Source organism: Inquilinus sp. CAU 1745, assembly GCF_039839375.1.
Lineage (GTDB): Bacteria > Pseudomonadota > Alphaproteobacteria > DSM-16000 > Inquilinaceae > JBDOQU01.
This window is the reverse complement of sequence record NZ_JBDOQU010000001.1, coordinates 106395-126550: the sequence shown is the minus strand read 5'-3', so window position 1 is coordinate 126550 and position 20156 is coordinate 106395. Positions and strand designations below refer to the sequence as shown.

At 66.2% G+C, this 20156-nt stretch carries 25 protein-coding genes; 5 read left to right on the top strand and 20 right to left on the bottom strand.

What is annotated here, in order from left to right:
- Positions 1-2: 2 nt before the first annotated feature.
- Positions 3-869 carry a phytoene/squalene synthase family protein gene (locus AAFN89_RS00625; protein WP_347534839.1) on the bottom strand — a complete coding sequence of 289 codons (867 nt, stop codon included), beginning with the start codon at positions 867-869 and terminating at the stop codon, positions 3-5.
- 176 nt (positions 870-1045) lie between these two features.
- On the opposite strand from AAFN89_RS00625, the gene AAFN89_RS00620 reads away from it, so the two are divergent.
- Positions 1046-1648 (top strand): superoxide dismutase, encoded by a 603-nt coding sequence (locus AAFN89_RS00620; RefSeq protein WP_347534837.1) that lies wholly within the window; start codon positions 1046-1048, stop codon positions 1646-1648.
- 72 nt (positions 1649-1720) lie between these two features.
- On the opposite strand, the gene AAFN89_RS00615 is transcribed toward AAFN89_RS00620, so the two are convergent.
- The 3 genes from AAFN89_RS00615 to yajC are packed head-to-tail and all read right to left on the bottom strand — an operon-like array spanning position 1721 to position 4196.
- Entirely contained in the window at positions 1721-2098 is a 378-nt protein-coding gene (locus AAFN89_RS00615; RefSeq protein WP_347534835.1) for an Mth938-like domain-containing protein, read from the bottom strand.
- Between the two features lie 13 nt (positions 2099-2111).
- Entirely contained in the window at positions 2112-3701 is a 1590-nt protein-coding gene (secD, locus tag AAFN89_RS00610; RefSeq protein WP_347534833.1) for a protein translocase subunit SecD, read from the bottom strand.
- A gap of 57 nt (positions 3702-3758) precedes the next feature.
- The gene (gene yajC / locus AAFN89_RS00605; protein WP_347534831.1) at positions 3759-4196 is read right to left on the bottom strand and encodes a preprotein translocase subunit YajC; all 438 of its coding nucleotides are present in this window, start codon (positions 4194-4196) and stop codon (positions 3759-3761) included.
- A 169-nt stretch (positions 4197-4365) separates the two neighbouring features.
- Between yajC and AAFN89_RS00600 the strand changes: the two genes are divergently transcribed.
- Both AAFN89_RS00600 and putP read left to right on the top strand, forming a co-directional pair.
- The gene (locus AAFN89_RS00600; protein ID WP_347534829.1) at positions 4366-5229 is read left to right on the top strand and encodes an ATP-binding protein; all 864 of its coding nucleotides are present in this window, start codon (positions 4366-4368) and stop codon (positions 5227-5229) included.
- Positions 5230-5288: 59 nt separating this feature from the next.
- Entirely contained in the window at positions 5289-6788 is a 1500-nt protein-coding gene (gene putP / locus AAFN89_RS00595) for a sodium/proline symporter PutP (protein ID WP_347534827.1), read from the top strand.
- A 17-nt stretch (positions 6789-6805) separates the two neighbouring features.
- On the opposite strand, the gene AAFN89_RS00590 is transcribed toward putP, so the two are convergent.
- From AAFN89_RS00590 to AAFN89_RS00580, 3 genes are read right to left on the bottom strand one after another with little or no spacing between them, the layout of a single operon-like run.
- Positions 6806-7255 carry a hypothetical protein gene (locus AAFN89_RS00590; RefSeq protein ID WP_347534825.1) on the bottom strand — a complete coding sequence of 150 codons (450 nt, stop codon included), beginning with the start codon at positions 7253-7255 and terminating at the stop codon, positions 6806-6808.
- A complete protein-coding gene (locus AAFN89_RS00585; protein ID WP_347534823.1) occupies positions 7252-7503 on the bottom strand; it encodes a hypothetical protein in 252 nt (83 codons plus the stop codon). The genes AAFN89_RS00590 and AAFN89_RS00585 overlap by 4 nt, the downstream gene beginning before the upstream one ends.
- Before the next feature lie 32 nt (positions 7504-7535).
- Positions 7536-7811: a hypothetical protein gene (locus AAFN89_RS00580; RefSeq protein ID WP_347534821.1), complete on the bottom strand. Its 276-nt coding sequence runs from the start codon at positions 7809-7811 to the stop codon at positions 7536-7538.
- A gap of 119 nt (positions 7812-7930) precedes the next feature.
- Here AAFN89_RS00580 and AAFN89_RS00575 point away from each other — a divergent pair, with 119 nt between their 5' ends.
- Positions 7931-9010: a LacI family DNA-binding transcriptional regulator gene (locus tag AAFN89_RS00575; RefSeq protein WP_347534819.1), complete on the top strand. Its 1080-nt coding sequence runs from the start codon at positions 7931-7933 to the stop codon at positions 9008-9010.
- Here AAFN89_RS00575 and AAFN89_RS00570 read toward each other — a convergent pair.
- The 13 genes from AAFN89_RS00570 to AAFN89_RS00510 form a co-directional block, all read right to left on the bottom strand.
- A complete protein-coding gene (locus AAFN89_RS00570; RefSeq protein WP_347534817.1) occupies positions 9007-9777 on the bottom strand; it encodes a M23 family metallopeptidase in 771 nt (256 codons plus the stop codon). The genes AAFN89_RS00575 and AAFN89_RS00570 overlap by 4 nt on opposite strands.
- Before the next feature lie 77 nt (positions 9778-9854).
- Positions 9855-10523, bottom strand: coding sequence for a protein-L-isoaspartate(D-aspartate) O-methyltransferase (locus tag AAFN89_RS00565; RefSeq protein ID WP_347534815.1), 669 nt, complete (start codon positions 10521-10523; stop codon positions 9855-9857).
- The gene (gene surE, locus AAFN89_RS00560; RefSeq protein ID WP_347534813.1) at positions 10520-11290 is read right to left on the bottom strand and encodes a 5'/3'-nucleotidase SurE; all 771 of its coding nucleotides are present in this window, start codon (positions 11288-11290) and stop codon (positions 10520-10522) included. The genes AAFN89_RS00565 and surE overlap by 4 nt, the downstream gene beginning before the upstream one ends.
- 7 nt (positions 11291-11297) lie before the next feature.
- Positions 11298-12575 (bottom strand): serine--tRNA ligase, encoded by a 1278-nt coding sequence (gene serS / locus AAFN89_RS00555; protein ID WP_347534811.1) that lies wholly within the window; start codon positions 12573-12575, stop codon positions 11298-11300.
- 95 nt (positions 12576-12670) lie between these two features.
- Positions 12671-13438, bottom strand: a complete 768-nt coding sequence (gene tatC, locus AAFN89_RS00550) for a twin-arginine translocase subunit TatC (protein ID WP_347535509.1) — start codon at positions 13436-13438, stop codon at positions 12671-12673.
- Positions 13439-13489: 51 nt separating this feature from the next.
- Positions 13490-13987 carry a Sec-independent protein translocase protein TatB gene (gene tatB / locus AAFN89_RS00545; protein WP_347534809.1) on the bottom strand — a complete coding sequence of 166 codons (498 nt, stop codon included), beginning with the start codon at positions 13985-13987 and terminating at the stop codon, positions 13490-13492.
- A 63-nt stretch (positions 13988-14050) separates the two neighbouring features.
- Positions 14051-14284, bottom strand: coding sequence for a twin-arginine translocase TatA/TatE family subunit (gene tatA, locus AAFN89_RS00540; protein ID WP_347534807.1), 234 nt, complete (start codon positions 14282-14284; stop codon positions 14051-14053).
- A 166-nt stretch (positions 14285-14450) separates the two neighbouring features.
- Positions 14451-15059 (bottom strand): SMC-Scp complex subunit ScpB, encoded by a 609-nt coding sequence (locus AAFN89_RS00535; RefSeq protein WP_347535507.1) that lies wholly within the window; start codon positions 15057-15059, stop codon positions 14451-14453.
- A 41-nt stretch (positions 15060-15100) separates the two neighbouring features.
- Positions 15101-15880, bottom strand: a complete 780-nt coding sequence (locus tag AAFN89_RS00530) for a ScpA family protein (RefSeq protein ID WP_347534805.1) — start codon at positions 15878-15880, stop codon at positions 15101-15103.
- Positions 15881-15894: 14 nt separating this feature from the next.
- Complete coding sequence (locus tag AAFN89_RS00525; protein WP_347534803.1) at positions 15895-16575, bottom strand: site-2 protease family protein; 681 nt, start codon at positions 16573-16575, stop codon at positions 15895-15897.
- A gap of 3 nt (positions 16576-16578) precedes the next feature.
- On the bottom strand, positions 16579-17511 hold the full coding sequence (gene nagZ, locus AAFN89_RS00520) for a beta-N-acetylhexosaminidase (RefSeq protein ID WP_347534801.1): 933 nt from the start codon (positions 17509-17511) through the stop codon (positions 16579-16581).
- Positions 17501-18352 carry an SPOR domain-containing protein gene (locus AAFN89_RS00515; protein ID WP_347534799.1) on the bottom strand — a complete coding sequence of 284 codons (852 nt, stop codon included), beginning with the start codon at positions 18350-18352 and terminating at the stop codon, positions 17501-17503. Before AAFN89_RS00515 ends, nagZ begins: the two co-directional genes overlap by 11 nt.
- Positions 18353-18460: 108 nt before the next feature.
- On the bottom strand, positions 18461-19624 hold the full coding sequence (locus AAFN89_RS00510) for a deoxyguanosinetriphosphate triphosphohydrolase (protein WP_347535505.1): 1164 nt from the start codon (positions 19622-19624) through the stop codon (positions 18461-18463).
- A gap of 117 nt (positions 19625-19741) precedes the next feature.
- On the opposite strand from AAFN89_RS00510, the gene erpA reads away from it, so the two are divergent.
- Positions 19742-20095, top strand: coding sequence for an iron-sulfur cluster insertion protein ErpA (gene erpA / locus AAFN89_RS00505; protein ID WP_347534797.1), 354 nt, complete (start codon positions 19742-19744; stop codon positions 20093-20095).
- Positions 20096-20156 lie beyond the last annotated feature (61 nt).

Here is a 20156-nt window from a genome sequence, read left to right as displayed (position 1 = left end):
GGTCAGTACCGACCCGACAGCGCGTAGACCATCAGCCGCCATTGCCGGAGCGGGCTGCCCAGCACCACCCGCGCGTCGAACGGATTATGCCCGGCGCGCCGCAGCACCCTCAGATGGCTGTCCAGGATCGCCGTGGAGCGGAGGACCGGCAGGGCGGGCTTCGGGATATCCCGGCGGACGGCCCTCGCCGCCCGCAGCCGCTCGGACGCCTTCGCGCACAGGATCTCCACCGCGCGGAAGAGGCCGGGATGAGGCTTCAACTCCCACAGCAGCCCCTTGTCCACCCTGGCCTCCGCGACGAGGTCGTCGGGCAGCAGGGTCGACCGCGACTGCGCCAGGAAAGGAACGGCGCGCGCGATGCCGATGAGCGCCCAGGCGGCTCCGATGCCACGGGCGGCCTTTTCCGCCTCGTCCGGCGATCCGGGGGCCGCGATCCGCAGGGCCTGCAGAAGAAGCGTCCCGGCGCTGTCGTCCGCATAGCGCTCCAGCTCCGCCAGGGTCGTCGGCGGCGCGTCGGCCAGATCCCGCTCCCTGGAATCGATGATGCGGAGGAATCCGTCCCGATCCAGGCCGTGCCGGCGGACCGCCTCGCCCAGCGGCGTCACGACTTCGTGCCGGCGTTCGTTTCCTTCGTAGATGCCGTCGATGCTGTCGCGCCACCATTGCAGGCGGATCTGCCCCATCATCGGCTCGCTGACCATCTCCCTGGTCTTCGCAACCTCCACATTGAAGGCGTAGAGCGCGAACAGCGCCTCCCGAATCTCCGGCGGGGCGATCACCGCCGTCAGGTACCGGTCGCGATCCAGGTCGCGGGCGATGCGGCCACAGGGAGATAGGCTGTCGGTTTCCGGCGTTGATCGGGCGGCCATTGGCTTCCAGGAGATCGAGTGAAGAGGAACGATATTTCGGCGGAGGGGTTCGTCGGGTACGGGACCTTGCTAAAAGCGACCGGCAGACGCACGCGCCCTTCAAAAGAGGGCGCGGGAGGCATATTTCTGCCTCGTAGCCACCATTACATCACCCGAACGAAAAACGAGGGGCTCACATGGCTTTCGAACTTCCCGATCTTCCCTACTCCAAGGACGCGCTTGGCCCGTACATGTCGGCCGAGACGCTGGAGTATCACCACGACAAGCACCACAACACCTACGTCGTCAACCTGAACAACCTGGTCAAGGACACGCCGCTGGCGTCCAAGAGCCTTGAGGAGGTGGTCAAGGAAAGCTATGGCGACGCCTCCAAGCAGGGCGTCTTCAACAATGCCGGCCAGCACTGGAACCATCTCCATTTCTGGAACTGGATGAAGCCGAACGGCGGCGGGTCGATCCCCGGCGAGCTTGAGAAGAAGATCGTCGAGGATTTCGGCAGCGTCGACAAGTTCAAGCAGGACTTCCAGGCCGCCGGCGCCGGACAGTTCGGCAGCGGCTGGGCATGGCTGGCGCTGGATGGCGGGAAGCTGACCGTCATGAAGACGCCGAACGCGGAGAACCCGCTGGCCCACGGCAAGACGGCGCTTCTGGGCGTGGATGTGTGGGAGCACTCCTACTACATCGACTACCGCAACGCGCGGCCCAAATACCTCGAGGCCTTCATCAACAACCTCGTGAACTGGGAGTATGTCGCGGAGCTTTATTCGAAAGCCGCGTGATCCCGCCGGCATCGCCGGATCGGATCGTCGGGGGGTCTTCGCGGCCCCCCGTTTCGTTTCAGTCGCCCCGGTTCAATCTACCGTCGGGATCAACGCTGCGGCGACCCTGCGGCCCTCGGCCAGCAGCACGTTATAGGTCCGGCAGGCCGCGCCTGTGTCCATGCTGTCGACATGGACGCCCATCTCCTCCTTGAGCGCCCTTCTGAGCGAAGGCGGCAGGAACGCGATCTTCGACCCGCAGCCCAGCAGGAGGACTTCCACGTCACCGCCGGCCAGCGGTCGGAACGCTTCGGCGTCCAAGCCTGAGACATCGGTCACGGACCAGCCGACCGTCCGGTCCGGAAAGACGATGATCGGCCCTCCATGAACCTGACCTGAAACGCGGAAATGGCCCGGCCAGTAGCTGTCTATGACCTGCCGGTCGCCGGGGATAATGGGCGTGACATCCATGCCCCGCCGCCTCCTAGATCGGGATCGCCTTCGGGCGGGTGCGGCGCAGCCAGGTGACGACGATCAGGCGGGTGACCATGATCGCGGTGAACATCGATGTCAGGATGCCCAGCGCCAGCGTCACGGCGAAGCCCTTGACGGGGCCGGAGCCCAGCGCGAACAGCAATATGGCGGCGATCAGAGTCGTCAGATTGCTGTCGATGATCGTGGTCAGCGCCCGGCTGAAGCCGGCGTCGATGGCGGAGATCGGGGACCGGCCGGAGGCCATCTCCTCCCTGATGCGTTCGAAGATCAGCACGTTGGCGTCGACCGCCATGCCCATGGTCAGCACGATGCCGGCGATGCCCGGCAGCGTCAGCGTCGCCTGAAGCGCCGACAGGACGGCGATCAGCAGGGCCAGGTTGAACAGCAGCGCGATGTTGGCGAAAACCCCGAACAGGCCGTAGGCGATCACCATGAAGATGAGGACGCCGACGAGGCCGATGACGCTGGCGATCGCGCCCGCCTCGATGCTGTCCGCACCCAGCCCAGGACCGACCGTCCTTTCCTCCAGCACCGTCAGCGGCGCGGGCAGTGCGCCGGCGCGCAGCAGCAGCGCCAGATCGTTCGCCTGCTCCACCGTGAAGCTGCCTTCGATCACGCCGCTGCCGCCGAGGATCGCACCCCGGATGACGGGTGCGCTGATGACCCTTTCATCCAGCACGATGGCGAGTTGCCGGTTGACGTTCTCCGACGTCACGTCGCCGAATCGGCTGGCGCCGACGCTGTCGAAGCGGAAGCTGACGACCGGCTGCCCCTGCTGGAAAGTCGGCTGAGCGTCGACCAGCGTCTCCCCGCTCACCATCACCCGGCGGCGGACGACGTACTGGCGCAGCGGCTCCCCATCCGGGCCGACCTCATTGCCGGGCAGGACTTCGGACCCGGCGGGGACGTTCCCCGACAGGGCCTGTGACAGGGAGGTGTTCTCATCTAGCAGATGGAAGGTCAGCCGCGCCGTCTGGCCCAACAGGTCCTTCACCCGCTCCGGGTCGTCGACGCCCGGAAGCTGGACCAGGATGCGGCTTTCGCCCTGGCGCTGGATGTTGGGTTCGTTGGTGCCCAACTCGTCGATGCGCCGGCGGACGATCTCGATCGACTGGCTGATGGCGCTGTCGCGAAGCTGCTCGACGGCGGCCTGCGAGAACCGCACGGTGACCTGGCCATCCTCGATCTGGACGTCGAAGGTGGGATCGAGCCCCAGCACGATCTCCCGGACCTGGTCGGCGGTCGCGGGATCGGTCAGGGTCAGCCCTACGCCGTCGGCGCCCCGCAGGCCGAGATCGGTATAGCCGACATCGGCCGCCCGCAATTCCCCGCGCAGCGTGTCGACCAGCGATTCCATCCGTTCGGTGATGACGGCGCGATAGTCGACTTCCAGGAGAAGGTGCGAACCGCCGCGGAGGTCGAGGCCGAGATTGACCTGCCGCACCGGCAGCCAGCCCGGCAACTCCTCGGACCAGGAAACCACCTGTTCGCGGCTGAGCAGGTTGGGCGCCGCGTAAATGATCCCGAGCGCGCAGACCAGAAGGACGAGGATGACCTTCCACTTCGCGAAATAAACCATGAATTCAGCGCCCTTCGCACCCTGCCGGGGCCGCCATGGCGACGGCCCACATCAAACTCACTTCCGGGGAAGGAACTTGTTCAAGCCCTTGCGCTCTTCCGCCGGGGGCGGCGGCGGCACGGAATCGGCGTCCGAATCTTCGACATCGTCCTCCGCGGCGGCGCGGGCCTTCGCCGGCTCCGTCTTCGCCAGCACGAGGCTGATGGTGGAGCGGAGCGCCTTGACGCGCACGCCATCGGAAATCTCCAGCGTCAGCTCGTCGTCCTGGCCGACCTTGACGACCTGGCCGATGATGCCGCCGCCGGTGACCACGCGATCGCCGCGCCGAACCGATGCCAGCATCTCCTTATGCTGCTTCATCTTCTTCTGCTGCGGACGGATCAGCAGGAAATAGAAGACGACGAAGATCAGGACCAGCGGCAGAAACTGCATGATCATATTGCCGCCGCCCGCGGCGCCACCGGCGGACTGGGCGAAAGCCTCGGAAACGAACATAAATCAACTCCTTGTACGACCGGCCCCGCCGGATCGCGCGCACTATAGCCACCCTTCGGCGACTTGCAATGGAAACCACCCGTCAGCGGCGATGCGGGGCCATTTCCAGCCATGGAATCGCTGTGATAGGGTCGCCCGCTCATCCCCGCTCTCAGGAAAAGAACAGACGATGACGGACCCGGCGCTGGAAAGCCTGCTTTCGCGGATCGCCGATGCCCTGGAAAGGCTCGCCCCGCCGCCGCCGAAGACCACCGACATGGCCGCCTCGGACGCCTTCGTATGGCATGCGGAGGAAGGAAGGCTGGACCCGGTCGAGGAGGTGAGCCGCGTCCCCCTTGACCTCCTGAAGGGGCTGGATCTCCAGGTCGATCTGCTGCTGGAGAACACCGAGCGTTTCGCGGCCGGGCTACCGGCGAACAACGCGCTGCTGTGGGGCGCGCGGGGCATGGGAAAAAGCTCCCTGGTCAAGGCGATCCACGCAACCGTCAACGCCCGCAGTCCGCACGCGCTGGCGCTGATCGAGATCCATCGAGAGGACCTGGTCTCCCTGCCCCGCCTGCTCTCCATCCTGCGGGAATCGGACCGGAACTGCGTGCTGTTCTGCGACGATCTGTCCTTCGACCAGAACGACGCCAGTTACAAATCGCTGAAGGCCGTGCTGGAAGGCGGGATCGAAGGCCGTCCGGCCAACGTGATCTTCTACGCCACCTCCAACCGCCGGCACCTGCTGGCCCGCGACATGATCGAGAATGAAAGCTCCACCGCCATCATCGCCGGCGAGGCGGTTGAGGAGAAGGTTTCCCTCAGCGACCGGTTCGGGCTGTGGCTTGGGTTCCATGGCTGCAATCAGGAAACCTACCTCGCCATGATCGACGGCTACGCCGAAGCCTATGGGCTGCCGATCGAGAAGGAGGCGCTGCACGCCGAGGCGCGGGAATGGTCGATCACGCGCGGCGCGCGGTCCGGCCGAGTCGCCTGGCAGTTCATCCAGGATTTGGCCGGCAGGCTGGGGAAAAGGCTGGCCGCGGAGTGATCTCCGCGCGCCTCTCGCCGAAAGATGCTATCCTCAGTTGAGGAACGATGGAGGTCGATATGGCAGTGGGCGTCTGGATCAGCCTGACCGCGTATTTCGTGCTTATGCTCCTTATCGGCTTCTACGCCTGGCGTAAGTCGACCTCCAGTTCTGAAGAATACATGCTTGGCGGCCGTCAGCTCAGCCCTCCGGTGGCCGCGCTCTCCGCCGGCGCCTCCGACATGAGCGGCTGGCTTCTGCTGGGGCTCCCCGGCGCCCTTTATGTAAGCGGCCTCGTCGAGGCCTGGATCGGCATCGGTCTTACCGTCGGAGCGCTGGCAAACTGGATTGTCGTCGCGCCGCGCTTGCGTGAGCAGACCGCGCGCTACGACAACAGCCTGACCATCCCGGAATTCCTGGCCAACCGGTTCCCGAGCAAGGCTCTGGCGCTCCGGACCGTATCGGCCGTCATCATCGTCGTGTTCTTTGTGGTCTATACCGCGTCAGGCCTCGTCGCCGGCGGAAAGCTGTTTGAAACCGCGTTCGCCGATTTCATCGGATGGCCGGGCATGAGCGACTATTCCATCGGCATCTGGCTGACCCTTGGGGTCGTCCTTGTCTATACGGTCATCGGCGGTTTCCTGGCGGTCAGTCTCACCGATTTCGTCCAGGGCTGCATCATGATGCTGGCGCTCGTCATCATGCCGATCGTGATCCTGACCGGCAGCGGCGGCGGCGGGTTCGATCAGGCGGCGGAGACGCTACGCTCGGTCGATCCGGACTTCCTGTCGTGGACAAGCGGCCTCGGCGTCATAGGCTTTCTTTCGGCCGTCACCTGGGGGCTCGGCTATTTCGGCCAGCCTCATATCATCGTCCGCTTCATGGCGATCCGCAGCGTGAAAGACGTTCCGGCGGCGCGAAATATCTGCATGGGCTGGATGATCATCTCCCTCATCGGCGCCGTGTGCGTGGGCATTTTCGGCCGCGCCTACGCCGAGCGTAACAGCCTGCCGGTCGACGACCCCGAGACGATCTTTATCATCCTGGCGGAATTGCTGTTCCACCCACTGATCACGGGCTTCCTGCTCGCCGCGCTGCTCGCCGCGGTCATGAGCACCATCTCCAGCCAGCTTCTCGTATCCTCATCGTCGCTGACGGAGGATTTCTACCGCCTCTTCCTGCGCAAGGAAGCGCCCGAGAAAGAGATTGTCATGATCGGTCGGCTCTCCGTCCTGCTGGTCGGGATCGTCGCGGCCTTCATCGCCGCCGATCCGGAATCGCAGGTGCTGGGTCTCGTGGCAAACGCGTGGGCGGGTTTCGGCGCCGCGTTCGGTCCGCTCATCCTCCTTTCGCTCACATGGCAGCGGATGACAGGGGCCGGCGCAGTCGCGGGCCTTGTCGTCGGAGCGGTCACCGTCGGGGTCTGGATCCAACTCGGCTGGAACGCGAGCTTCCTTGGCGGTCCCGGCGTCTACGAGATCATTCCAGGCTTCTTCGCCTCGCTGCTCGCCATCTACGCCGTCAGCCTCGCGACGGAATCGTCTAACGAATTTCGGCCGGCGCCAAGCGAAGCCGGATAACGGCAGGCGGAAGCCCATCAGTATAGCGGTGACGCGGCTCCCATGCGTCCCTGACCGACTTCCGCCAATCCGTCCTTGGAAGCCACAGGCATCAGGAACGTGCTGCGGGCGATGTCCGAGTGCAGCCGATCCGGAGCGTACCACTTCGCCAGAATGTCCTTGGACATCAAGTCGGGGTTGTCCTGGATGAACCTCTCAGCATCGTCACAGGCGCTCCCCGCCATGCGTTCGGCGATCAGGCTCATGAACGCATAGGTGATCGTCAAGTTGAACTTGCCGGGAGCGCCCGCCTTTGAGGCAAGTGTACGAATGCCTCTTGCATAGATGGCGGCCGCATCAATGAAGTCGTACCTCTTCAGGAGACCAAACGCGACCGTGACGTGCTCGGCATGACGGAAGGCCGCATTGTCAATCTCATGGGCTTCAAATGCGCGGGTCAGGTCCGAATATCCGGCAGGATCGTTCATGGCTCGGCCTCTTTGAACCTGTGGCTTTCCTCGGCAGTCCAATCCAGATCATAGACTTCCTTCAGTTGTTCGATCTTCGAGATGGTCTCCGCTGAAAATGGTGTCTTATTCTCAAAACTATGCAGGGCGATACCCTCGATCAGATCACCGACCGAGATTTCCAGATGCTCCGCAAGCCCCTTCAGGACTTTCAGCAGACGTTTCTCAATCCGGATTCCGGTCTGGACGCGCTCTGGACCCGATTTCATGTTGGTATCTATGTACTAATGTACATGAAGAGTCAAGCCGCCGGTATTGCATCGGGTCGAACAGCAGTCGCCGGGGCAGCTTCCCCCTGTGTGTCCTTGCGACCTGCCTCGGCGGGCGCGGCTGCAGTCCCGCCGATAGGCCGCCAGAATGGCCGGGCCGCCTCGGCCTCCGCCATCTCGCGGTCCAGCCCCGCATCCGCCAGCAGGCGGTCGGGGAGCGCGGCCATGCGCTGACGGTCATATGCACGGCGCCACCAGAGGGCCAGCAGTCTCGGCGTCACCGCCAGAAGGGGAACGAGTCCGCTCATGGTCATCCTCCTTTCTCGAAAGGCTTCTGAATGCATTCAGTTCAATATGCACGCTCCTTCTGTATCGTTCAAGATGGAGGCGGCTTGAATTATCGGACGGTTCGCGGCCTAGTGCCTGAATGAGCGAGACCTCCCGCAATCCGGCGAAGCCGGCCCCTACCCTCAACGATGTCGCGGCGGCGCTCGGCGTATCGCGCACTACCGTCTCAAATGCCTTCAACCGGCCGGACCAGCTTTCCACCGAACTGCGCGACAAGGTGATGGAGGCGGCGAAGGCGCTGGGCTATCCCGGCCCCAACCCGATGGCGCGGATGCTGCGGACCGGCCGGGCGGAGGCGATCGGCTTCGTGTTCGAGGATTCGCTTTCCTACGCGTTCGAGGATCCGGCCTCAATCGCCTTCCTCCAGGGCGTCGCCAAGGTCTGCGAGGAAGCGGGCCACAGCATCCTGGTGACGCCGGCCAGCAACCCGGACAGCGCGCGGGCGACCATCCGGGCGGCAGCCGTGGACGGCTTCATCATCTATTGCCTGTCGCGGGACCATCCTATCGTCGACGCCGTCCTGGAACGACGGCTGCCGGTGGTGTCGGTCGATCTGGGGACGATTCCCGGCGTACCCAGCGTGGGCATCGACGATCGGGCCGCCGCCGCCGTCGCGGCGCGCCATCTCCTCGACCTCGGGCACCGCAGGTTCGGGATTATCGGACTGGAACTCCGGAATGACGGCTATGCCGGACCGGTGACGGAGGAGCGGCGGAACGATGTCGCGTTCCCGATCTCCCTCAAGCGCATCCTGGGCTATGAGGATTCGCTGAAGGCGGCGGGGCTGCCGGCCGAAAGCTGGGCGATCGAGGAATGCTGCGGCAATCAGGAGCAGTCGGGCGTCGACGCCGCGCTGAGGCTGCTGCGCGAGCCCGACCGCCCCACCGCCCTGCTGGCGATGAGCGACCGGCTGGCGATCGGCGCGATGAAGGCTGCCCGGTCCCTCGGTCTCAGCGTACCGGAGGATCTATCGATCGTCGGCTTCGACGATATCCCGATAGCGTCCCGAGTGGACCCCGGCCTGACGACGATCCGCCAGCCGCTGGTCGAGAAAGCGGCCGCAGCCGCCCGGATGCTGCTCAATACGGAAACCGCTGCGGAATCGCTGGTGCTGCCGACCGAACTGGTCGTGCGCGGGACGACGGCGCGGACTCCCTAACCCGACGTCACCAAAGGCGGCAGGTTTTCAATGGGGTTCGTGGCGGTGGTGCCCTGCCTGATCTCGAAATGGAGTTGCGGCCTGTCGACCCCGCCGGTCGACCCCACGGTGGCGATGGTGTCGCCGAGGGAGACCCGCTGCCCGCGTTCGACCAGTATACGGCCGTTATGAGCATAGGCCGTGGCCCAGCCATCCTCATGCTGGATCAGGATCAAATTGCCGAAGCCGCGAAGCTCGTTCCCGGCATAGGCGACGATGCCGTTCTCCGCGGCGCGGACGGGCGTGCCCTCTGGCGCGGCGATGTTGATGCCGTCATTGCGGGTGCCTTCATCCTTCGCGCCGAAGGCGGAGATCACCTCGCCGACCAGCGGCCATTGGAACTTCGCCCCCGCGCGCGGCGGCGGGTCCGGCGTTTCCGGGACAACCAGCGCCGAAGGCGTCGCGACCACCTCGTCCACCGGCGCTGTCGTGATGACGGGCGCGGGTTGCGCTTCCTCATCCAGCGGCTCGGGCTCCGGCGCGCCGAGGACGGGCGGTTCGGGAACGATGGAAATGTCCGGGTTGGACTGGGGCGGCGGCAGCGGCGGGCTGAAGGGCGGCCGGCCACCTGACGCGACCTGCGCGCCGCCGCCGGGAAGGCGAAGCCGCTGGTCGACATAGATCAGGTAGGGCGGCAGCAGGCCGTTCGCCCGCGCCAGATCCTGGAAATCCACGCCATATTCGCGGGAGAGGCCGTAGAGCGTGTCCCCCCTCTCGACGACAATCACGCCGCCGCCGGAGGCTACCCGCGGTCCCTGGGGCAGCGGCCCGCAAGCCGCAACCAGCAGAGCAAGCGCCAGCGCGGCTATTCCCGATGCGCCGCCGAAGCGTCCCCTTCCGGTTCGTCCGGCAGCAATGGAACGAAGCGTACCGGCCACAGATCCTCCCGCTCGATACCGGCGTCCGACCGGCGGAAACGGACGACGCGCTGCTTGCGCCGCTCGCTGCCCATCGGAATCACCATGATCCCACCAACCCCCAACTGATCGGTCAAAGCCTTCGGGGCCTCAATGCCGCCATGGGCGGCCGTGACCAGGATGCGTTCGAAAGGCGCCTGTTCGGGCCATCCCTTCGTGCCGTCTCCCGCTTTCGCCGTCACATTATGTATACGCATTTGGGCCAAACGTTGTTGCGCAACGTCCAGAAGAGGCTTGTGCCGCTCGATGGTGTAGAGCCGTCGGCAGAGGCGCGCCAGGACGGCCGCCTGGTAGCCTGAGCCGGTGCCGATCTCCAGCACCTTGTGCCGGTCGCCGACCTCCAGCGCCTGGGTCATCAACGCGACGATCAGAGGCTGGCTGATCGTCTGGCCCATGCCGATCGGCAGCGCCATGTCCTCATAGGCCTGATCGTGGAACGTCTCCGGCACGAAGATCTCCCGGGGCACCCGCTCGATCGCGCCCAGCACCCTGGTATCGGTCACCCCCGACTTCCGAAGCTGCATCAGAAGCCGGATCTTTCGTGCCTCGATGCTCAAGAAAACGCCTTCTTCAATCGTCCGATCGTGTCGTAATGGGTGAGGTCGAGATAGAGCGGCGTCACCGACACATGGCCTTCGGAAATGGCGTGGCTGTCGGTGTTGTCCGGGATCAGATCGTCGTTCCGGCTGGTGCCGATCCAGAAATAGGAGCGGCCGCGCGGGTCCTTCCGCTCCACCAGCTCGTCCCCGATCTTCCGGTTGCCGTGCGCCACGACCTTGATGCCCGCCACCTGGTCGCCGGAGCGCGCGGGGAAGTTCGCGTTCACCAGGACCTGGGGCGGCCAATCGACGGCCATCGCCCGACGCACCACCTCCGGCCCCCACTTCTCCGCCGCCGACCAGTCCGGCGCCTTGTCGTAGGGCAGTTCCTGGCTGAGAGCGATGGCGCGGATGCCCAGCAGGGTCGCCTCCATCGCCGCGGCGATGGTGCCGGAATAGGTCACATCCTCCGCGATGTTCCGGCCGTGATTGACGCCGGACAGGACGAGGTCCGGCTTGCAATCCTTCATGATGTGGTTGACCGCCAGCAGCACGCAATCGGTCGGCGTGCCGTCGACGGCGAAGCGCTTCTCCCCCAGCTTCCGCAGCCTGAGCGGGCGGTGGATGGTCAGGGAATGGCTGGCGGCCGACTGCTCCGTCTCCGGCGCGCAGACCCAGACGTCGTCGGATATCTGGGCGGCGATCTTCTCCAGCACGGCGAAGCCGTTGGCATGGATGCTGTCGTCGTTGCTGAGCAGGATGCGCGGGGGGCGGTTGTCGGCCATGAAGATCCTATCTGGGCTCCGGTCGGATGATCTCGATCCCGCCCATCAGCGGGCGCAGCGCGTCGGGGACGGTGATGGAGCCGTCCTCCTGCTGGTAGGTCTCCATGACCGCGATCAGCGCCCGGCCCAGCGCCACGCCGGAACCGTTGAGGGTATGGACGAACCGCGTTCCCTTCTCGCCCCTCGGTCGGCAGCGGGCGTTCATCCGGCGCGCCTGGAAATCCCCGCAATCAGAACAGGAGGATATTTCGCGATAGGCGTTCTGCCCCGGCAGCCAGACCTCGATATCGTATGTCCTGGTCGCGGAAAAGCCCATGTCGCCGGTCGAAAGGGCCATCACCCGATAGGCCAGCCCCAGCCGGGACAGCACCGCCTCCGCGCAGCCGATCATGCGCTCCAGCTCCGCCGCCGACTGCTCCGGCGTGGTGATGGACACCATCTCCACCTTCTGGAACTGGTGCTGGCGGATCATGCCGCGCGTGTCGCGCCCGGCGGCCCCCGCCTCCGACCGGAAGCAGGGAGTTAGCGCGCTCATGCGCAGCGGCAGCGAATCGAGGTCGAGGATGTCTCCCGCCACCAGATTGGTCAGCGGAACTTCCGCCGTCGGGATCAGCCAATGGTCGGCGGTGGTCCGGAAAAGATCGTCGGCGAATTTCGGAAGCTGGCCGGTGCCGTAGAGCGCCTCGTCGCGCACCAGGAAGGGTGGCGCGACCTCCTGATAGCCATGCTCGGTCACGTGAAGGTCGATCATGAACTGACCCAGCGCCCGTTCCAGTCTGGCCAGCGCGCCCTTCAGCACGACGAAGCGGGAGCCGGAGAGTTTCGCCGCGCCGGCGAAATCCATCAGGCCCAGCGCCTCCCCCAGCTCGAAATGCTCCCGCGCCGAGTTGGACCGCCGCGGCTCGCCCACCCGGCGGACCTCGACATTGGCCGATTCGTCGGGCCCGTCCGGCACGTCGTCGGCCGGCGCGTTGGGGAGTTCCGAGAGAGCGGCCGTCACCTCGGCTTCGATCCGGCGCTGATCGTCCTCCAGCGCGCCCATGCGGTCCTTGAGCGCGGAAACCTCGTCCATCAGCGCCTGGGCGTCGCCGCCTTCCCGCTTGACCTGGCCGATCTGCTTCGACGCCTCGTTCCGGCGGCTCTGCAGGGCCTGCAACTCCGTCTGGACGGACCGGCGGGTCTCGTCCAGCCCGAGGATGCGGCCGGCCTGGGGGGCGAGCCCCCGGCGCTTCATCGCCCGGTCGAAGGCTTCGGGCGCTTCGCGGATCCAGCGGATGTCATGCATGGGTCAAGGCTTGCGTATCTGGAGCTTGGATATCAGGAGGGCGGGACAGGGACGCCGGTTATAGGGCGCGCCGGGGATCGAATCCACCCCGCGCCTCAACCGTCGGGGGTTTCCGCCTCGTCCGCCGCCTCGCGCTCCGCCCGCTTCTTTTCCATCATCCGGGCCAGGAAGATCGAGATCTCGTAGAGAATCAGGATCGGCACGGCGAGGCCGACCTGGCTGATGATGTCCGGCGGCGTCAGAACCGCCGCGACGATGAAGGTGATGACGATGGCGTAGCGCCGCTTCTTCGCCAGCCCGTCGGCGGTGACGATCCCCGCCCGCGCCATCAGCGTCAGCGCGACCGGAAGCTGGAAGGCGAGGCCGAAGGCGAAGATGAGCTTCATGATGAGGCTCAGATATTCGCCGACCCGCGCCTCCAGCTCGATCGGCAACGTGTTCGGCCCGCCCGGCGTCTCGAATCCCAGGAAGAAACGCCAGGCGAGCGGGATGATCATGTAGTAGACCAGCGCCGCGCCGGTCACGAACAGCACCGGGGTCGCCACCAGGAACGGCAGGAAGGCGTGACGCTCGTTCTTATAAAGGCCGGGCGCGATGAACATGTAGAGCTGCCCGGCGACGATCGGGAAAGAGAAGAAGAACGCGGCGAAGAAGGCGACCTTGATGTAGGTGAAGAACACCTCCGTCAGGCCGGTATAGATCAGCCGCCTTCCCTCTCCGGTCATGGCGTCGGCCAGCGGCTGGACCAGGAAACCGTAGAGGTCCGACGCGAAAAAGTAGCAGACCAGGAAGGCGATGAACAAAGCGCCCACGGCCCACATCAACCGGTTCCGCAGTTCGACCAGATGGTCGATCAGCGGCATCTGCTTGTCGTTGATGTTCTCTGAGGATGAGGCGGGCACGGGCGTCAGTTCCTAAGCGCGCGAAACGGGAGTGCGCCGGTCGCCGGCGTCTTGGCCCGAGTCCTTGGAGGCCGAACCTTCAGGCTCCGTGGCGGGCTTGTCGACTTCGGCCGAGGGCGGGGCCGTCTCCGGCGCGGCGTCAGGTGATGGCGGTGGCGTCTTCGGCTTTGCGCCGTCGGATTTCGGCTTGTCGGTCCTGGTGGAGGCCTTGGCGACGCCGCCCGGCTTCGTCCCGAGCGTCGATTTCAGCTCGCCCTCCGGGTCGATGCTGTCCTCGATCTGCTTCTTGATGTTGAGCTGGCCCGCCTTCTGGACGGTCTTGCGCATTTCGTCCAGCTCGGTCTCGCGCATCATGTCGTCGACATGGCGCTGGAAGTCGCCCGTGACCTTGCGGGCGGCGCGGACCCATTTGCCGACGGTGTAGAGCGCCTTGGGCAGGTCTTTGGGGCCAATGACCACCAGGGCGACCACTATGATGACGGCAAGTTCAGGCCATCCGATATCAAACATGTTCGGGGATCCACGCTCGCGACGGACCTGGCCGCCACGCTCCAGCGGTCATGGTCGTCAAGCTCAGGGCGTCCTGGAGGTCGTTTCATCCTTCTCGGTGGAGCGAGCCGTCGGGGGCACGACGTTCTCGCCCTCGATCTTCCGCCCTTCCGGCGTGTCTTCCTCGTCCTTCAGGCCGGACTTGAAGTTCTTCACGCCCTTGGCGACGTCGCCCATCACTTTCGGCAGCTTGCCCGCGCCGAAGATGATCAGGACGATCAAAAGGATAAGGACGACCTGCCAGATACCGATGCTCATTGAAGACGACTCCGCTCTTCAGCCGGCATTTCCCGCGCCAGCCCTCCCTCGGGCCGGGATAATGGCAGAAAGGGTGCCCCCCCGCAACGATTGCCGGTTCGTATCACCGAACTGATTTGTGATTTTATGTCAATGGTTTAGCGGGCAAAACTGGAAAAGGCGCCGCTCACTCATCCTCGTCGCCTTCCCCGTCCTCCTCAGCTTCCTCCCCTGCCCGGCCGCCCGGCAGGGTCACGACGGCGGGGCGGCTGTCGAGCAGACCGGCCGCCTTCAACTCCTCCACGCCCGGAAGCTCGCTGATCGAGCCGAGCGCGAAATGGTCGAGGAAGGCGGGCGTCGTGATCCAGGTCAGCGGCTTTCCGGGGGTCATGCGCCGCCGGCCGGGCCTGACCCAGCCCATCTCCATCAGCGCGTCGAGGGTTCCCCGGCTGGTGGCGACGCCGCGGATGCTTTCGATCTCAGCCCTGGTCACGGGCTGATGGTAGGCGATGATGGCCAGCGTCTCGACCGCCGCGCGGCTGGGCTTCCGGTTGGCCGGGATCTCGATCTTCAGCCGGGCCGTCAGGTCGGGCGCGGTGCGGAAAGCCCAGCCGCCGGCAACCCGGGCGAGGGTCACGCCGCGGCCGTGATAATGCTGCTCCAACGCGTTCATGATCGCCGCCAGATCGGCATCGGCCGGCAGCCTGTCCCTGATCGCCGAATCGTCCATCGGCGTCGGCGAGGCGAACAGCAGCGCCTCCACCACCCGCACCTGGTCCGCCATTCCTTCCGGCATGGACGGTCTCGCCAGATGGATGATGTTGTCTCCGGAGTCGGTCATGGCTCTTCCGTCCTTTTCAGGAAGATCGGCTGGAAAGCCCCGTCCTGCCGGATCGCCACCTTTCCGGCCTTGGCGAGTTCCAGCGAGGCGGAGAAATGGGAGGCGATGGCCGACCGGACCTGGAGCGGGTCCTTGAGGTCGGCGGGCAGGAAGCTGAAGAGCGTCGTCCAGCCGGGGACCCGGCCAAGCATCACCGTCAGCCGCTCCAGCGCCGCTTCGGTGGAATAGAGGTTGGAGGCCTGGATGTGCAGCGCGCCGCCGCCGACGTTGCGCCGCTGGATGCCCCCATAAGCCTTCAAAAGGTCGTAGAGAGAGAGGTCGTAGACCGTGGTGCGAACGACCAGGTCGGGCGGCGGTTCCCCACGGGCGAACCAGTCGCGGCCGACCATCGGACGCGCCATCAGCCTCGTCCCGGCCTCCCGCATCGCCTCCAGCCGCTGGAGCTGGAAGGCCAACGCCGCCGCCAGCTCCTCGCCCGACGGCTCGTCGTCATCCTCTTCCGGCGGCAGCAGCAGGCGGGATTTCAGATAGGCCAGCCACGCCGCCATCACCAGATAGTCGGCCGCCAGTTCCAGCCGAAGCGCCCGCGCCCGTTCGATGAAGCCCAGATACTGGTCGGCCAGCGCCAGGATGGAGATCTGGGTCAGGTCGACCTTCTGCTCCCTCGCCTGCTCCAGCAAGGCGTCGATCGGACCCTCATAGGATTCCAGCCGCAGGACGAATGCGTCGTCGTCGCCCCGCAAGCCGTCCCTGGGGTCCTCGAAATCCTCTTCCATGCGAGCCGTCGTCCTCAGCCGCCGAAACCCATCAGCCCCATGATGAACGATATGATCCAGAGTGTCGGCTCCAGAATCAGGCGGCCGAACAGGTTGAGGTCCAGGCCCATCTGCGCGCCGACCCAGGGCAGCAGGAACAGGAAGCCCAGCAGGATGATGAACCCGTACCGCTCCAGCCGTGCGAGCGGCCGGGCCAGCGGGGCCGGCAGCAGGCCGACGGCGATCCGTCCGCCGTCGAGCGGCGGCAGGGGCAGCATGTTGAAGACCGCCAGGATGACGTTGATGACCACTGACGCGTAGAGCGCGTTTTGCGCCCAGTCGATCGCCGCGTCCGGCAGCAATCCGCGCCACCGCAGCAGCCAGGCGGAGAAGATGGCGATGGCGATGTTGATCGCCGGACCCGCGGCGGCGACCAGCACCATGTCCCGCCGGGGGTTGCGCAGGCGGCGGAAATTGACCGGCACCGGCTTCGCCCAGCCGAAAAGGAAGCCGGCATTCATCAGCAGCAGAAGGCCCGGCACTATGATCGTGCCGAAGCGGTCGATATGGGCGATCGGATTGAACGTCACCCGGCCGAGGCGCTGGGCCGTGTCGTCGCCCAGCTTCTGGGCGACCCAGGCGTGCGCCGCCTCATGGAGCGTGATCGCGAGGATGACCGGGACGATCCAGACCGAAGCCTGATAGATGAATTCCATCCGTCAGCCCTGCCCCATCCGACGCCGGGTTTCTTCGCTCAGCGGCGTCGCCGCCTCCGCCGCCTCGATCATCTCCGCCATCTTCCCGTTGCAGTGAAGGGCGATGTCGCAGCCGGCGGCCAGCGCGCCGGCGACCCGTTCGCCCATGCTTCCCTTGAGCGCGCCCATCGAGAGGTCGTCGCTGAGGAGGATTCCATCGAAGCCGATACGGCCCCTGATGATGTCACCGATAACGGTCGGCGACAGCGTCGCCGGCCGGTCGGGGTCAATGGCGGTGAAGACGATATGGGCGGTGAGCCCCCATGCCCCGGCATCCGCGAGCCGGCGGAACGGACCGAAATCCTCCCGCTCCAACTCCTCCAGCGGCGCGTCGACGACGGGCAGCGCCAGGTGGCTGTCCACCCGCGCCCGTCCGTGTCCCGGCAGATGCTTGATGACCGGAGTGACACCTACGTCGCGGAAGCCTTCGATCCAGGCGCGGCCCAGCCGGGCGACAATTTCGGAATCGCGGCCCAGGGACCGGTCGCCGACGACGTCGCTCGCCCCCTCGAACCGGAGATCGAGGACCGGGGCGGCGACCACGGAGATTCCATGGGCCGCGACCATCCGGCCGATCGAGGCGGCGTTCGCCCTGACCTCCGCCTCCGGCCGGTCGGCGAAATGAGCGGCCGGCGGGTGGGCTGGCCAGTGGGGCGGGCGCAGCCGCTGCACCCTGCCGCCCTCCTGGTCGATCATGACCGGCGCGCCGGGCCGTCCCACGCTGGCGCGCAGATCGCGGACCAGCGTGGTCAACTGATCGGGATTCTCGCAGTTCCGCCGGAAGAGGATGAAACCCAGCGGGTCGGCCCGGCGGAAGAACGCCGCCTCCTCCTCGCCCAGGCGGGGGCCGGCGCAGCCGAGGATGAGGGCGCGAGTCGGCGAGGCGTCAGCGGACAAGGATGCAGTCCGTGTTCTGCGCCTTCAGCCCGCCGCAGACCTGTTCCGCCCTCGCCTCGTCCAGAGGGCCGGCCTGGACGCGATAGAAGATGCCGCGTTCGCCGAGATCGGCTTCCTGGACCCGCAATTGCAGCCCGCCCAGAAGGTCCGGGAATTCTCCCTGAAGCCGGGCCCATTCACCGCGCGCGGCCTCCTGAGTCCGGACCGCCGCCATCTGGATATGGACACCGCCCTGCGACGACGGAGCGACGGGCGCGGGCTCGGCGGCCGGCGCAGTCTCAGGGACAGGAGTGGCCGGCGGCTCCGGTTCGGGCACGGGCTGCGGCGGCGTTTCGACAGTGGGTTCTTCGGGCGCAGTTTCCGCCGCCGGCGGGATCGCCTCTCCCCTGGGCCGAAGAGCCAGTTGCAAATCGTCCTCCGCCGGCGGTGGCGCGGGCTGGACGGCAGGCGCCGGAGTCGCGGCCGGAGGCGGAGGTTCGGGGACCTCCATCGGCTGCTCGGGCGGGGGCAGAAGCTGCTCCACCACCGGGGTGGGAGCATCGGGGTCGATACTGCGCAGGACCAGCCGGTCCTGATGGGGCACTTCGAGGCCGCCCGGCTGCTCCGGCCGGATGCGGGTGGGCGACGGGTCGGCCTGGATCAGCGGGACCTCCCCGGCGGCGACAGGGCTCTGCGAGGTGGCGTAGGCATACCAGATCAGCGCGCCGAATGCCGCGAAGGCCAGCAGCACCAGGCCCAGGATCAGCGCGCGGCGATAACCGCTTCCGCGGCGCGGGGCTTCGTCCAGCAGGGGGTCGGGCACTTCCGGCGCGTCCGGATAGTCCGAATGATAATCGCTCATCTACAAATCAACTCGTTCCGGTAGTTCGCCGGCGGGCGGCCTGTCGCCGACCCTGTAGCGGTGTTACATCACCCGCCCGGCACTACACCAGAAGTCTTGGCGAATGGTTCACATCTTCGGTGACAAATCGAAAAGCCGCTGATGCTCCAGCAGCGCGTAGCGATCCGTCATCCCGGCGATATAGTCCGCGACGATGCGTGCCCTGCCCGCCGCGTCTGCCGCCACCGCCGGCCCCTGCCATTCCGTGGGCAGCGTGTTCGGTTCGGCCGTCAGCAGGGCGAAGAGATCGCCGACCACGCGGCGCGCCTTGCTGGTTTCCCGGTTCACCTGATAGTGCCGGTACATGTGCGTGAAGAGGAAATCCTTCAGCGCCCGATCGCAGGCCGTCATCTCGGCGGAAAAGGCGATGACCGGGCGGTCGGCAGCCCGCACGTCGGCGGCCGATTCCGGCTTCAGCGCGGAGAGCCTGCGGCGACTTTCCGTCAGGAGGTCGGTCACCATCAGATCGATCAGCCGGCGGATCGATTCGTGGATCAGCCGGCGGCGTTCCACCTCCGGATGGTCGCGGCGCACCCCGGCGAACAGCGGGCCGATCACCGGCAGATCGTAAAGATCCTCCAGCGCGAACAGCCCGGCGCGCACCCCGTCATCGATGTCATGGTTGTTGTAGGCGATATCGTCGGCCAGCGCCGCCACCTGCGCCTCCGCCCCCGGCTGGGTATCCAGTTCCAGATCCCATAGCCGGTTGAAGGAGGCGATGGTGGTCGGCAGCGTCTCCCCCTCGGACAGCGGGACCAGCGGGCCGTTATGCTTGACCACGCCCTCCAGCGTCTCCCAGGTGAGGTTCAGCCCGTCGAAGGCGGCGTAGCGGCGCTCCAGCGTGGTGAGGACCCGGAGGGTCTGGTCGTTATGCCGGAAGCCGCCATGGGCGTGCATCGCCTCGTCCAGCGCGTCCTCCCCGGCATGGCCGAAGGGGGTGTGGCCCAGATCGTGCGCCAGCGCCACCGCCTCCGCCAGATCCTCGTCCAGGCCCAGCGACCGGCTGATCGACCGCGCGATCTGCGCCACCTCGATGCTGTGGGTCAGGCGGGTGCGGTAATAGTCGCCCTCATGGACGACGAAGACCTGGGTCTTGTATTGCAGCTTCCGGAATGCGCCGGAATGGATGATGCGGTCCCGGTCGCGCTGATAGGCGGATCGGGTAGGGCTTTCCGGCTCCGGATGGAGACGGCCACGGGTTTCTCCCGGCATGACGGCATAGGGCGCGACCATGGCGCGGACACTAGACGGCGGCGGACGGGCTGGCAACGGCGGCCCCACGCGGCTTTGACACGCCGCCCAGAGTGCCTACATCATGGGGACATCGTTTCTCCGACCAACAGGGCCGTCATGACGGACACCGCCACGACCATTGAACGTCAGATCAACCTCACTGCGTCGGCCGCCCGGCGGGTGGCGGAGCTTGCGCGGAGTGAGGGCAAGGACGGGCTGATGCTGCGCCTCACCGTTTCCGGCGGCGGGTGTTCGGGCTTCCAGTACGGCTTCTCCTTCGACGAGCAGGTGAACGAGGACGACCTGACCTTCGAGCGCGACGGGGTCAGGCTGGTGGTCGACGACGTCTCTCTGGACCTGCTGAACGGATCGGAAGTCGATTATGTGGATGAACTGATCGGCGCGTCCTTCCAGGTGAAGAACCCCAATGCCGCCTCCTCCTGCGGCTGCGGCACGTCCTTCGCGCTCTAGCTCCATCCAGCGAGGCCCGCCATGATGCGGGCCTTTTCCTTGTCCGCCTTCCCCGGAACGC

Excerpts from the sequence above, each read along its gene's own strand:
- AAFN89_RS00625 (WP_347534839.1), bottom strand. The coding sequence starts at position 869 with ATGGCCGCCCGATCAACGCCGGAAACCGACAGCCTATCTCCCTGTGGC.
- AAFN89_RS00620 (WP_347534837.1), top strand. The coding sequence starts at position 1,046 with ATGGCTTTCGAACTTCCCGATCTTCCCTACTCCAAGGACGCGCTTGGC.
- AAFN89_RS00615 (WP_347534835.1), bottom strand. The coding sequence starts at position 2,098 with ATGGATGTCACGCCCATTATCCCCGGCGACCGGCAGGTCATAGACAGC.
- secD (WP_347534833.1), bottom strand. The coding sequence starts at position 3,701 with ATGGTTTATTTCGCGAAGTGGAAGGTCATCCTCGTCCTTCTGGTCTGC.
- yajC (WP_347534831.1), bottom strand. The coding sequence starts at position 4,196 with ATGTTCGTTTCCGAGGCTTTCGCCCAGTCCGCCGGTGGCGCCGCGGGC.
- AAFN89_RS00600 (WP_347534829.1), top strand. The coding sequence starts at position 4,366 with ATGACGGACCCGGCGCTGGAAAGCCTGCTTTCGCGGATCGCCGATGCC.
- putP (WP_347534827.1), top strand. The coding sequence starts at position 5,289 with ATGGCAGTGGGCGTCTGGATCAGCCTGACCGCGTATTTCGTGCTTATG.
- AAFN89_RS00590 (WP_347534825.1), bottom strand. The coding sequence starts at position 7,255 with ATGAACGATCCTGCCGGATATTCGGACCTGACCCGCGCATTTGAAGCC.
- AAFN89_RS00585 (WP_347534823.1), bottom strand. The coding sequence starts at position 7,503 with ATGAAATCGGGTCCAGAGCGCGTCCAGACCGGAATCCGGATTGAGAAA.
- AAFN89_RS00580 (WP_347534821.1), bottom strand. The coding sequence starts at position 7,811 with ATGAGCGGACTCGTTCCCCTTCTGGCGGTGACGCCGAGACTGCTGGCC.
- AAFN89_RS00575 (WP_347534819.1), top strand. The coding sequence starts at position 7,931 with ATGAGCGAGACCTCCCGCAATCCGGCGAAGCCGGCCCCTACCCTCAAC.
- surE (WP_347534813.1), bottom strand. The coding sequence starts at position 11,290 with ATGGCCGACAACCGCCCCCCGCGCATCCTGCTCAGCAACGACGACAGC.
- serS (WP_347534811.1), bottom strand. The coding sequence starts at position 12,575 with ATGCATGACATCCGCTGGATCCGCGAAGCGCCCGAAGCCTTCGACCGG.
- tatC (WP_347535509.1), bottom strand. The coding sequence starts at position 13,438 with ATGCCGCTGATCGACCATCTGGTCGAACTGCGGAACCGGTTGATGTGG.
- tatB (WP_347534809.1), bottom strand. The coding sequence starts at position 13,987 with ATGTTTGATATCGGATGGCCTGAACTTGCCGTCATCATAGTGGTCGCC.
- tatA (WP_347534807.1), bottom strand. The coding sequence starts at position 14,284 with ATGAGCATCGGTATCTGGCAGGTCGTCCTTATCCTTTTGATCGTCCTG.
- AAFN89_RS00535 (WP_347535507.1), bottom strand. The coding sequence starts at position 15,059 with ATGCCGGAAGGAATGGCGGACCAGGTGCGGGTGGTGGAGGCGCTGCTG.
- AAFN89_RS00530 (WP_347534805.1), bottom strand. The coding sequence starts at position 15,880 with ATGGAAGAGGATTTCGAGGACCCCAGGGACGGCTTGCGGGGCGACGAC.
- AAFN89_RS00525 (WP_347534803.1), bottom strand. The coding sequence starts at position 16,575 with ATGGAATTCATCTATCAGGCTTCGGTCTGGATCGTCCCGGTCATCCTC.
- AAFN89_RS00515 (WP_347534799.1), bottom strand. The coding sequence starts at position 18,352 with ATGAGCGATTATCATTCGGACTATCCGGACGCGCCGGAAGTGCCCGAC.
- AAFN89_RS00510 (WP_347535505.1), bottom strand. The coding sequence starts at position 19,624 with ATGGTCGCGCCCTATGCCGTCATGCCGGGAGAAACCCGTGGCCGTCTC.
- erpA (WP_347534797.1), top strand. The coding sequence starts at position 19,742 with ATGACGGACACCGCCACGACCATTGAACGTCAGATCAACCTCACTGCG.